The organism is Nocardia sp. NPDC055165, assembly GCF_053606985.1.
Genome location: NZ_JBSGSS010000003.1, coordinates 509,050 through 521,066, shown reverse-complemented (window position 1 = coordinate 521,066; position 12,017 = coordinate 509,050). Strand labels below are relative to the sequence as shown.

Genomic DNA, 12,017 nt, shown 5'->3' with positions numbered 1-12,017 from the left:
GGGGCGACCTCAGCGGGATTCGTAGATGCGTTTGTGACCGGAGACGGCGGCCAGCCGGAACGGGCGCCGCGTTTCCTCGGCCATGGCGTGGTACGCGCCGTCACTGGGCGAAGTGGCCTCGTGCAGTGCCCGGTAGTGCTCGTAGCCGAGCAGCTCACGCGAGCTGATCGCGGCGAGATTCGCCTCGGTCCGCAGGTGCTCGCGGTAGCCGGGCGTCACGGTGCCGCTGAAGAATTCGGCGACGCTGCCCGATCCGTAGCTGATCATGGCCAGGGCCTTGTCGGTGAGGTCGTCCGCGTGATCGAGCAGCGAGGCCAGGCCGAGGTACAGCGAGGCGGTGTAACTGTTGCCGACCGTGCGGTTGTAGGTCGTCGTCGTACCGATGGCGGCCTCGATCGCGTCGGCGTCGGCGGTGTGGCCCTGGCTTTCGAGCAGATGCCGGTGCGCCTTGTAGGCCATCTTGGTGAAGGGCTGGTGGTAGCAGAACGCGGCGAACTCACCGAGCTCACGACCGCCCTGACGGCGGTAGTCCGACCAGGCCTCCTGGGCGGCCTTCTGGTAGGCGTTGACCGAGGTCTTGCCGTCCACGATGGCCTCGGTCCGGTAATTCGGACGCCAGAAGTCCATGATGTCGGCGCTGTAGAGGCCCGAAATCGGGTCCAGCGCCAGGATCGCCGGATCCGCGGTGACCAGCATCGCGACAGCGGCGGCGCCCTGGGTCGGCTCACCCGGGGTGTCGAGTTCGTACTTCGCGATGTCGGCGGCGATGACCAGCACCCGCTGCGACGGGTCGCGAGCGATCAGCCCCGCGGCGAACTGCAGCCCGGCGGTACCGCCGTAGCAGGCCTGCTTGAGCTCGACGACGCGGGCGGCGTTGGGCAGCCCGATCAGCGAGTGCAGGTACAGCGCAGCGGCTTTGGACTGGTCGACACCGGTCTCGGTGGCCAGCAGCACGGTGCGGATGTTGTCGGTGCCGTGCCGTTCCAGGATCGGCTTGGCGGCGGCCGCGGCGATGGTGACGATGTCCTCGTCGGCGGCGGCGACGCTCATCTTCTCCTGGCCGATGCCGAGGTAGAACTTGTCGCGATCCACGCCGAGTCGCTCGGCGAGGACGGCGTGATCGAGAGCGTAGTGGGTGGTGGCGAACGAGAGGTCGTGGATACCGACCGGTGTAGTTGTCATCGTGGGCTTCCGTTGCTCGTGGTGGACCGCTCGAATTGGGTATGGGCACGCATCAATTCACCGCGGTTGGTCTGTGCCGCCATCAGCGACAGCTCCCCGCACAACACGGTGGCCGCCCCGATCACCGCGAGGCGTCGGGCGTTCTCGCCGGGCTGCCGGTCTTCGCGGCAGCCGAGGCGTTCCAGGTTCTCGTCGACGAAACTCGCGTGCTTGCCGTTGCCGACCGTGCCCACGATCAGGTTGGGCAGGGTGCACGAGAAGTAGAGGTCGCCGTCACGATCCTCGGCATGGGTGATGCCCTGGGATCCTTCGACGATATTGGCGGCGTCCTGGCCGGTCGCCAGGTAGTACGCGAGCAGCATGTTGGCGTAATGCGCGTTGGCGGAACGGATTCCACCCGCCAGCAGGGTGCCGATCAGGTTCTTGCGGATATTGAGCTGAGTCACCTGCGCCGCGGTGGTGTGCAGGCGCTGCTCGACCACCTCGCGCGGGATGAGCAGTTCGGTGATCACGTTCTTGCCGCGACCGAGAATGCCGTTGACCGCGGTGGCCTTCTTGTCGGTGCAGTAGTTGCCCGAGATCGAGCCGTAGCGCACCCCGGGCATGGTCGACAGGATGTGATCCATCAGGTGGTCACTGGCCAGGGTCGCCATGTTGTGGCCCGACGCGTCACCGGTGGTGAACTCGAAGCGCAGGAACAGCAGGTTGCCGGTGATCTGGTGGTGCAGGTCGATGAGCCGGGCGAAACGACTGCTGCCGGCGACCACCTCCTGGAGCTCGGCCATGCGGCCTTCCAACTGCCCGACCGTGGTGTAGGCGGTGTACGCGTCGTCGGCTTCCAGCAGGATCGAGCGCGTCATCCGCTCGTCGATCAGCGTCGCGACGATGCCCTTCTCGGCCAGGGTGCTGATGCGCGCGCCGCGCCCGACCGAGGGCCACAGCGGGGTTTCGTAGGTGGCGAGGGGAACGTCGACGGCGTCGTCGACGACATTTCCGGTAATGCGGACAGGCCCCACCCACTGCAGCGGCACCGCCGCGTACGACATGTCATTCATGGGTGACTCCTTCTCGATTTTCGGATTCACGCCACCAGGGGCTCCGGTGGGCAAGTGCTGCGGCGTCGATGCCGCGAAGCAGGCAGAAGTTCGCGACATCGCCGGTGACGAGCAGGTCGGCGCCGACCAGATCGGCGGGGGTGCGGGCGCCGAGGACGGTGAGGATGGTGCGCAACTGGTCGAGCCAGGTCCCGATCTTGTCGACCAGGGCAGCGGTGTCGTGGCTGACCAGAGTTTCCAGGAACGCGCCCGCGACGCCGGTCGCGTCGGCGCCCAGCGCGAGCGCGCGCGCGATGTCCAGTGGCGAGCGGATGCCACCGGTGGCGGCGATGTCGATGCCGGGGATGCCGGCGCAGTCGAGCAGGCAGTTCGGGGTGGACTGGCCCCAGCTCTCGATGAACCCGAAGTCACCGCCCACACGCCGATCGTTCTCGATGCGAGCGAAGTTCGTGCCGCCGCGGCCGCCTACATCGGCCACGGACACACCCGCGTCGCGCAACCAGGTGACGGTCTGCCTGCTCAGGCCGAACCCGACTTCCTTGACGAAGACAGGCACCGCGGTATCGGCGACGATGCGTTCGATCTGGCGGGGCCACGCCCCGAACGAGCGGTCGCCCTCGGGCATGACCACTTCCTGCACGGCGTTGAGATGGATCTGCAACGCATCGGCCTCGAGTAGATCGATGGCGCTGCGCACCTGGTCGACGGTCGCGTTCGCGTTGACGTTGGCCATCACGAATCCGTGCGGATTCTCCTGGCGCAGCACGCGATAGGTGTCCGCGACCGAGGGATCACGGAAGTAGGCACTCATCGAGCCCGAGGCGATGGGGATGCCGGTCTCGCGCGCGGCGATGGCGAGCTGGCGGTTGATCTCGCCGGTCTTGGTGCTGCCGCCGGTCATCGCGTTCACGAACAGCGGTGTGTTCCACTGCTTTCCCGCGACTTCGACGGCCAGGGAGACATCCTCGGCATCGATGCCGGCGAGGGCGTGGTGGACGAAGGTGACGGAGTCGAAGTCACTGACTCCGGTGGCCTGGCGGTGGTGGTTCACCGCGTGGCGAACGTGGTCGTCCTTGCGATCGGCGATCATCGTGGGTCCCCTTCGACAAGGTGGGTTCGCAGGGGCAGCGGGCGGATTCCGGCGGTGATCCAGCGCCCGGTGAGCTCGGCGATCGCCGCGGGCCGGGTGCGTTCGATGAGCGCGATACCGCAGTCACCACCACCGGCGCCCGAGGGCTTCGCCGCCGCACCCACCGCGGCGCCCGCGTCGCACAGTGCGTGCAGACGCGGTGTCATGATGCCCAGGCCCGACGTCGCGTCGAGATCGACGAGCAGTGTTCGCGCGCTGTCGATTTCGACTCGCACGGCGCGGGAGTCATCGGCTTCGATGGCGGCGACCAGCCGTTCGACACACTCGTTGCTGTGCGCCCGGAAGGTGCTGCGGTCGCCGTCGAGGCCGGCGACCAGCGCCGGTGTGGAGGCCGGGTTCCCGGTCCAGCCGACCTGCAGGGTGAGCTCGGTCGGGGTGGGCAGCGGGCGCACCGACAGGCCCGGCCACGGGGAACGCAGGGTCGCGTCGACGCCGTCGCGGGCGAGCGAGGCCGCCACCTGCGCGCGGTCCGGGGATCGATAGGCGAGCCAGCCGCCCCAGGTGCTCACGGCGACATCGCCGCCCGAAGCGCGCGGATTGACCGCGATCGTGGCGAGCATGGCCAGCCGGTACCGGTCCATGGGATCGAGCCCGAGGGCGAAGTGCTGCCCGAGGGCGGCGACGGTGGCCACCGTGACGGCCGCGCTGGACCCCAAGCCGAACTTGCGACCATCGGCGTCGCCGAGGTCGGCGGTGACGCTCAGCCGGAAGTCGGAGACGGGGACGCCCCGTTCCAGGAGCAGCCGGTGAACCAGCGAAACGGCCGCGAAGACATAGGAAAATGCCGCTGGTACACCAGCATCGGAGATCGGTGCCAATTCGTCACCGTGACGCCCACACGACAGCGTGACACCGCCGTCCAGATCCGAGTGCACGGTGATGCCGTCGCCTGGATCCGCCGCCGTGACCGTGGCGGTCGCGTAGCGGTCGACCGCCGTGAGCACCGCGAGGTGTCCCGGCTCGACCACGGCGTATTCACCGGCGATGAAGAGCTTGCCCGGTGCGCGACAACTGGTCATCGATCGCCACCCGCCGCCGGTGCACCGGCCGTGGTCAGCGACGCACCGGGACCGATGTGCGCGATCCGGGTGGTGACGAAGTCGCCGAGACCGTCCAGGGTGGCATCGACCAGTGGCGCGTCCGCACGCGAGCACAACACTTTGACGTTCGGACCCGCGTCGATCGTGGCGTAGGCCATGATCCCGTCGGCGCGCAGCGCGAGGACCGCGTCGAGGATGGCGATCGAATGCGGTGACAGGTACCGGATTCCGGGTCGAGCGGTGAGCATGGTGGCGTGCATGCCGAGGGCGTTGCGCTCGGCGATCTCCCCGATCGCGGGAAGGTCCTGTCGTGCAATGGCTTTGCGCATCTCCGCCAGATCGAGCACCGACGAATCGGCCCACGGCCGATAGAACGGCGAGGTGGCGGTGGTCTCGCGCATGGCGACCCGGCTCGAGACGGCCTTCGCGCCCTGGTTCACCACGGCGACCACCAGAGCCGGATCCAGTTCGTCGCCGCCGATCGGCTCTGCGAACGAACTCAGGTCCCCCGCTTCGCCTTCGCCGTCACCGGCGTGCCAGACGACGAATCCACCGAAGATGGAGCGCGAGGCGGAGCCGGAGCCGCGCCGGGCCAGTCGCGACAGGGCGCGACCGTCGAGGTCGAGCTCATAGGCGGCCGCGGCAGCGGTGGCCAGGGCCGCGAAGCCGCTCGCCGAGGAGGCCAGACCGGCGCCGGTGGGCCCGGCGTTGGACGTCACCACCATCGCACGGTCGGCACGACCGGCCTTGGCGCGCACCAGATCCAGGAACGTCTCGATGCGGGTACGCGCGGCTCCGGTGGCCGCGACACCGTTGAACTCGACGACATCGGCCGGTCCCTCGATCACCCGCACCGATGTGGTGGTCGGGAAGATGTCGAGGGTCATCGACAGGCTGCCCGTGACGGGCAGGAACAGGGCTTCGTCCCGCTTGCCCCAGTACTTCACCAGGGCGATGTTCGGGTACGCGACCGACTCGGCGGACGGCCCGGTCACGGTGCCGCGCTCGGCGACCGCGGGTGATGCGGGAGTGAAAGTCATGGATTGACACCGTGTTCCGAGGTCGAGACGGATAGGGACTCCGCGCCTGAACGCAGGCTGCGGGTGGGGACCGTCCAGGTCTGTACCGCGCCGGCGCGGCGCAACGCGGCGCTGACCGTGCGCGCGTCACCGGTCTCGGTGAGCGCGAGGACGCAGCCGCCGAGACCGGCGCCGGTGAGCTTGGCGCCGTACGCGCCCGCCTCCAGCGCCGCGGCGACCAGTGTGTCGATATGCGGGGTGCTCACGCCGAGTTCGGCGAGCAGGTCCTGGAAGTCGAGCATCGCCCGGCCCAGCGACGCGGCGTCGCCCGCCGAGAGATCGGCCGCGGCGCCGCCGATCAGCTCGCCGGCCCTGGTCAGCACGCGGCGCGCGGACCGCGGGTCCCGGTCGAGTGTGCGGCGCACCCCGGCGACCGCGTGCTGGGTGGACCCGGGCACCCCGGTATCGGCGATCACCAGCGCGGCGTCGAGACCGATATCGAGTGCGGTGGCGGTGCCCTCGCGGAACAGGATCGGGCCGTCGGCCAGCACCGCGCTCGCATCGATGCCGCTAGCTCTGCCGTGCGCGACCTGTTCACCACACTGCACGAGTTCGTAGAGCGTGGCGGCGTCGACGGTCCGGCCGTGCAGGTCGGCGACGGCACGCACGGCCGCGCCGGCGCACGCCGCGCTCGAGCCGAGCCCGCGAGCGAGCGGAATGTCGCACTCCATCACCACATCGGCGATATGGCCGGTCAGGCCCCAGCGCCGCAATGCCTCCTCGACCGCTACGCGCGGTCCGGACAACGTGTTCTCCGCGGCATTCGGGTTGCCCGCGACGAACCCGAAGTGTCCTTCGGGAACCTCGACGACGCCGCCGGGGGTGCCGGGACGGGCGACCGCCCGCACCGACAGGGTGGGCAGCGGAAACGCGATGGCGGGCGTCCCGTGCACCACGGTGTGCTCACCCAGCAGGATCGCCTTGGCGTGGGCTCGGCCCACGCCACGGACCGGGCCGGTCGCTGTGGAGCTGTGTTCAGTACGTTCTCGAACGGGACTGTTCACGACGATTCCTCTCCAGACTCGGCCCGGCCGTGCCGGTTACCGAGACGATCGGCCGAAAATGGCGCGCACGGACGGGAAGAACGCGGGCACCTGCGCGGCGTACGCGCGATAGGACGCACCGAAACGAGCGATGAGATCGCGCTCCTCCAGGTAGGTTCCGAGCAGGATGTACCCGGTCAGCCCGAGCGCCCACACCAGGTGTCCGACGGTGAACTCACTGGCGAACCAGAACGACACCAGCAGACCGGTCATCAGCGGATGACGAACCAGCTTGTAGACACCGTTCACCTGCAGACGGTCGACCGTCGCGTCCGGTACCTGGATCACGTACTGGCGGTAGGCCTGACTGATGCCGAGCAGGTGGAAGTGGTTCAGCAGCAGGGTAGCCGCGTAGACCAGCACGAAGCCGATCCAGAACCCGGTGTCGAGCACCACCGCGAGCGCGCCGTCGGCCGACCACAGCACGTGCGGCACCGGCTGCCACGCCAGCATGATCACCCACATCACCAGGCACACGCCGATGATGTAGACGGTGCGCTCGAGCGCCTCGGGCACCCAGCGGGTGATGAACGCCTTGAACGAGGGCCGGGCCATGCCCGAGTGCTGCAGCGCGAACAGGGCGAGCAGCACCAGGTCGATCGCGATCGCGGGGACCGCGGACAGGTGCGGTCCCTTGTCCACCGTCTTGGGCAGCCACCAGCCGCCGGCGAACAGCAGCATCAGCGGCACCGTGATGCCGGCGAAACCGTAGACGGCGAAGGAGAACAGGAACGGGACGAGCCGCGAGGGGCTCGTCACCACGCCCCGAACCTGTTGCGGTGACATCAGATCCATGCGAACCACGGCAGGTAGCGTGAGCGAACGGTGCCCGCTTCCAGACGCGACTCCAGGCGCGCCTTCCACTTGTTGCCGTACCCCTCGTTGAGGAAGCCGCCGGGCACGACCAGACGCCAACCCGACTGCGCCACCATCCAATACGGCACGATGACGCCGGGGTTCACGTCACGCATGTAGTCGAGCTTGTCGGGGATCTGGCTCCAGTGGATGCCGGGGTAGCGGTGGTGCACGCTGTGGTAGCCCTGGTTGAAGATCAGGAAGTTGAGGATGTTGCCCGCGTTGTTCAGCGAGGTGCTCGGCTCATCGGTGAATCCGCGTGCGGGCGCGTGGCTCAGCCAGGCGAAGTAGCCGGCGTTGACCTGGGTGATCAGGAACGGCACCCAGTAGAACAGCACGAACTTCTCGAAGCCCGCGACATACCAGACAGAGCCGATCACGAGGGTGTACACCGCGAGATCGAAGATGAACTGGTGACGCGTCTTACGACGGCGCGGCGCCGGGTTCGCGGCGAACACCGTCCGCACCGTGTGGATCTTGACGACCATGCCGTAGCGGACCCAGTACCAGAGGGCGCCGATGCCCTTGTCCAGGCCGGTGGTCGCGGTGACATCGCCCGGGCCGTCGTTGAACCGGTGATGGTTGAGGACGTGCACCTCGCGCATCTCGGCCGCGGTCAGGTTGCCGGGCAGGCAGCACAGGATGTCGACCACCCGGTTGGGGAACTTGGACACGAACAGCGGGCGATGGGTGTGCATGTGCATCACGCCGATGGTCAGCGAGAGGTTCAGCAGCGAGAGCACGATGATCAGCGGTACCGCGATGTACCAGGTGGAGGTGCCGGGGATGAACAGCGCGGCTGCGGTCATGCCGATCCACAACGCGATGTGGAGCAGCGGGCCGACGTTGGATGCGTGCTCGAGTTTGAACACGCGCCGGCTGAACGGCGGTTTCTCTGTGGGCGCGACGGGCGTTCCGGTGCTCATGGGAGAGCTCCTTCGCTAGTAGTGACGATCATCGAGGAGGTGTTCCTCGACTACTGGTGGCTGCTGTTGTCGAGAGCGGCGAGCTGCAGCCGTGTGGCCAGCGCCCGGATCGCGTCGGGTTCGTGGCTCGGCACCCGCTCCATGGCACCGAAGGCCAGGTGATCGGCGATCATCATGGTGCGGATCGCCGAGTCGGAGAGTTCGCCGGTCAGGCGGCCTTCGGGCAGGGTTTGCACCAGCGCGAAGGTGGTGTCGACGATCAGCGGCATCAACGAGGTTTCCGTCGAAGCCAGATCGCCCGCACCGAGCACCTGCGAGGCCGACGCCGAGCCGGTGGTGAAATCCGGTGAGGCGTCGAGCATCTGATGGATCGCGGCGTCGCCACTGCGGCGCACACGCTCGAGCATCGTGGTCCAGTAGGCCGACGAGGCGGCGGCCAGCGTGGCCGCGGCGACCGGGCGCCGGAAGGGTGCGGGCGCCCCGACCGCGCCACACAGGAACGCCGAGGTCGTGATCGTCATGTACGCCATCGCCGCCCGCGCGCCCAGGCTCGGCGTGCCGGGACCGAGCTTGGCCAGCAGCGCGAAGCCGCCGAGGGCGGGGGTGAGCTGGCGCAGCATCACCATCCGGGTGAGTTCCTCACGGTCGGCGGCGCCGTAGATCGCGAGTTCGTTGTCGCGCAGGTCGTTGGCCGACTGGGCGATCACGGCGACACAACCGGTCAGTTCCCGCAGATCCGCTTCGGGCAACACATCTTCGGCGACCAGGGCGCAGGCGTAGTGGGTGATCCGGCCGAGCACGCCTTCGCTGTAGGCGACGCGGGTCAGCGGTGCGTCGATATTGCGCGCCATGACCCGGCCCACATCGGTGAGCACCAGCCCGACCCGCTCGCGACCCTGCTCGGACAACGCCGCGAGCAGCGCCCTGATGTCGGCGATGCGCTCGGCGAGTACCCGGTCGACGGCTTCGCTGTCGCGGATCTTGCCCTCGAGCGCGGGCAGCGGCGGTGGGAGGGTGTCGCTCGCGCCGTTGAGGTAATCCACTGCCGCCAGCACGGCGCCGCTGGCTACCGCGCGATCGCTGAGGTCTTCGAAAGCGTCGAGCACACGACAGGCGAGCAGCGCTGCGGTGGCCTCGTCGCGCAAGGTCGCAGGCAGCAGACCGACGGCGATGCCCAGGTTGCGGCCCGCGGGGATCAGCGCGAGCGCGGCCAGTTCCCGCGGTGACCGCGCGGCGCGCAGTGCGTCCAGATCCGGTGCGCGGCGTAGGTTGCGCAGTCCGCGGATCAGGAGGGGAAGTCGTGCTGAGCTCATCGGGAGATCACCTGCTCGAGAAGTTCGCGCAGGTCGTCGCGCGCGAGGGAAGGGGGAAAGACGTCGAGTGCGCGGGTGGCCTTCTCGGTGGCGTCCATCGCGACCAGGCGGGCCGCTTTGGTGGCACCGCTCTCGACCAGGTCTTCCTGCAGGGTCGCGCTGGAAATCTCTGCGTCCAGCCACATTTCGCGGGCGCCGGGCCGCGAGCCGAGCCATTCGATGACCGGCCAGGTCGGCACCCGGCGTTCGAGGTCACCGCCGGCGTCCTTGCCCAGGCCCGGTCCGCCCTCGATGTCGCGGACGTCGTCCATGATCTGGAAGGCGAGCGCGAGCTGGTCGGCGTACTCCATCAGGGCGTAGAGCCGGTCGAGATCGACCCCGCCCGCGGTGCCGCCGTACGCGCACGACAGCCGGAACAGGGTGCCGGTCTTGGCCCCTGCCACGAGTTCGTAGTGGCGGCGCAGCGCGACCTCGTCGATCGAGGGCGGCAGGGTCTCGATGAGCTGACCGTAGGACAGGTCGGAGAGCCGGTCGGCGTAGGTGATGCCGGGCGCCTCACCGACCCGCGCGAAGACCTCGGGGTTGTCGGTCAGCACGCGGGCGACGACCTGCATCGATGCGCCGGCCAGGTGGAATCCGGCGCGGGCACTGGTGCGCACGCCGAACGCGGCGGGCACCGACGGTGCGTCGCGGCGCAGCAGCGATCCGTCGCAGATGTCGTCGTGGACCAGCGAGGATTCGTGCAGCATCTCCATCGCGCAGGCCAGGTCGACGGCGTCGCCCAGCGGGGCAGCGGTGTCGGCGGCATCGGGGAGCAACCCGGCGCAGGCCAGGACCAACCGGGCCCGCACCCGTTTGCCGGGAGCGGCCAGGATGTGGGTGTAGATCGCGTCGAAATCCTCACCGGTGATGAGCAGTTCCCGCAGTCGTGCGGTGACCAGCGCCAGCTGCTCGGTCGGTCCGGCCGGTCTGGGCATGACCACCACTTGGTCGCCCGAGTGCTGGTCACCCGAGTGCTGTGCTGCGGGTAGCGCGGGATTATCCATAGCGCTGAGCTCCTTTGGTGTGGTCACGATGCGGAGAGGTTCACCGGCGACTGCCGGACAGGGGTTTATGGAGTTTCCGGCGGGGCAGTCGTAGGGAGTCACCTCTCGCAGCCGACGGGGTCGAGCGTCCCGTTCGCTGGCTACCGACGGGTAGTTTTGTAGAGGAAGCTCGAGATGTCAAGCATTCCAACATGTTCCAAGTTTGAAACCTACAATTGTGCTGTACCACAATGGTTTACGGATACTTCAGGCGGGGAACACAGCAGCGACAGCTGACTGCCGGTTCCAGGTGTGCGGCGTAATCGCCTGCACTACAACGGCTTTCGCGTCATCGCGATAATCCGGGGGCGAACTCATGAGTCGCGGAACTGCCCGGGGTAGACACCTCGGGAGTCATCCGGCGATGCGTGGGGGCGACCGCGATACGGTCGGGTCGGCGCTCGCAACGTCAATGTTGTTGGCACACACACGATTCGGGACCAGAGTGACACGAACTGTCCGTCCGTCAACAACTCCGGTGACTGGGACAGCCCTGTGTGAACCATACAATCCGATTCGCGTTACCGCGAGCCGAGGCGCGATCGGGAACCGACCCGAAGGCCCGCGGCGATCCGATATCACGCCCTCAGTAACGATGAAACCTGGTGCAGCACTGTTAGTTTCGCTAGCAACGCAGCGGACAGCGAAGCGGCCGAGTGAAAAGCCGCGACCGGGTTCGGTCAGCGGGCGGCGGTGCTGCCCAGGCTGCCGAGGACCAGGAGGTTCGGCGCCGGGTAGTCGACGGACGGGGACGGAGCCGTGGAACGGGCAGGGGGGCGCATGATCGTGCAGCGACGGGCCAGGACGGTGCCACAGGCGTGAACGGTGGTGGTGATCAGGTCCTCGGCCAGCGGCAGGTCGTCTTCGCGATAGGCGTAGACCGAGAAGCGCACCGTGCGACATTCGCTGTTCGGGTCGGCCTGCTGAACCGCTTCGGCGGGGCAGCTCGACAGGAGCATGATCGCGGCGGCCAGGTCCGCACAGGGATCACCACCGACCAGCGAGCCGGCGGCGAAGGCAGCGAAAAGTGTGCGCAGGCAAGGCTGTTCGGGTCTCTGCTGGGAGTCTTGGATCTGCGACCAGCGGCGCAAGGCCGGATGGTCGGCGATGTCGGCCCTGCCCTGCCATCGCCGGCGCGCGCAGTCGAGCAGCCGGGCGGACGTCGAGTCCCACACGTGGGGCGCCTCGATCCGGGCGACGATCCGCAGTAGGCGGCATTCGTCGGCAGCGGTGGCCACGGGCGGTTCGATGAGCGGCGCCGTCGCCTGTCGGTGCGTCTGCATTGTCGA

At 68.3% G+C, this 12,017-nt stretch carries 11 protein-coding genes; all 11 read right to left on the bottom strand.

All coding sequences use genetic code 11. The features are described 5' to 3' along the window. Positions 1 to 9: 9 nt before the first annotated feature. Positions 10 to 1,182 (bottom strand): hydroxymethylglutaryl-CoA synthase, encoded by a 1,173-nt coding sequence (locus ACWFRF_RS09175; protein ID WP_378988243.1) that lies wholly within the window; start codon positions 1,180 to 1,182, stop codon positions 10 to 12. Next, the gene (locus ACWFRF_RS09170; RefSeq protein ID WP_378988246.1) at positions 1,179 to 2,237 is read right to left on the bottom strand and encodes a hydroxymethylglutaryl-CoA reductase; all 1,059 of its coding nucleotides are present in this window, start codon (positions 2,235 to 2,237) and stop codon (positions 1,179 to 1,181) included. The genes ACWFRF_RS09175 and ACWFRF_RS09170 overlap by 4 nt, the downstream gene beginning before the upstream one ends. Continuing rightward, positions 2,230 to 3,327 carry a type 2 isopentenyl-diphosphate Delta-isomerase gene (gene fni / locus ACWFRF_RS09165; protein ID WP_452449457.1) on the bottom strand — a complete coding sequence of 366 codons (1,098 nt, stop codon included), beginning with the start codon at positions 3,325 to 3,327 and terminating at the stop codon, positions 2,230 to 2,232. The genes ACWFRF_RS09170 and fni overlap by 8 nt, the downstream gene beginning before the upstream one ends. After that, entirely contained in the window at positions 3,324 to 4,406 is a 1,083-nt protein-coding gene (locus ACWFRF_RS09160) for a phosphomevalonate kinase (protein WP_379312471.1), read from the bottom strand. Before ACWFRF_RS09160 ends, fni begins: the two co-directional genes overlap by 4 nt. Further along, on the bottom strand, positions 4,403 to 5,467 hold the full coding sequence (mvaD, locus tag ACWFRF_RS09155; protein WP_379312472.1) for a diphosphomevalonate decarboxylase: 1,065 nt from the start codon (positions 5,465 to 5,467) through the stop codon (positions 4,403 to 4,405). Before mvaD ends, ACWFRF_RS09160 begins: the two co-directional genes overlap by 4 nt. Beyond that, positions 5,464 to 6,510: a mevalonate kinase gene (gene mvk, locus ACWFRF_RS09150; protein ID WP_452449455.1), complete on the bottom strand. Its 1,047-nt coding sequence runs from the start codon at positions 6,508 to 6,510 to the stop codon at positions 5,464 to 5,466. The genes mvaD and mvk overlap by 4 nt, the downstream gene beginning before the upstream one ends. A gap of 36 nt (positions 6,511 to 6,546) precedes the next feature. After that, complete coding sequence (locus tag ACWFRF_RS09145; RefSeq protein WP_378627342.1) at positions 6,547 to 7,344, bottom strand: methyltransferase family protein; 798 nt, start codon at positions 7,342 to 7,344, stop codon at positions 6,547 to 6,549. After that, positions 7,335 to 8,330 carry a fatty acid desaturase gene (locus ACWFRF_RS09140; protein ID WP_378988261.1) on the bottom strand — a complete coding sequence of 332 codons (996 nt, stop codon included), beginning with the start codon at positions 8,328 to 8,330 and terminating at the stop codon, positions 7,335 to 7,337. Before ACWFRF_RS09140 ends, ACWFRF_RS09145 begins: the two co-directional genes overlap by 10 nt. A gap of 50 nt (positions 8,331 to 8,380) precedes the next feature. Further along, positions 8,381 to 9,643 (bottom strand): hypothetical protein, encoded by a 1,263-nt coding sequence (locus tag ACWFRF_RS09135; protein ID WP_452449452.1) that lies wholly within the window; start codon positions 9,641 to 9,643, stop codon positions 8,381 to 8,383. After that, entirely contained in the window at positions 9,640 to 10,689 is a 1,050-nt protein-coding gene (locus ACWFRF_RS09130; RefSeq protein WP_378656323.1) for a polyprenyl synthetase family protein, read from the bottom strand. Before ACWFRF_RS09130 ends, ACWFRF_RS09135 begins: the two co-directional genes overlap by 4 nt. A gap of 719 nt (positions 10,690 to 11,408) precedes the next feature. Beyond that, positions 11,409 to 12,011: a hypothetical protein gene (locus ACWFRF_RS09125; RefSeq protein ID WP_452449450.1), complete on the bottom strand. Its 603-nt coding sequence runs from the start codon at positions 12,009 to 12,011 to the stop codon at positions 11,409 to 11,411. Positions 12,012 to 12,017 lie beyond the last annotated feature (6 nt).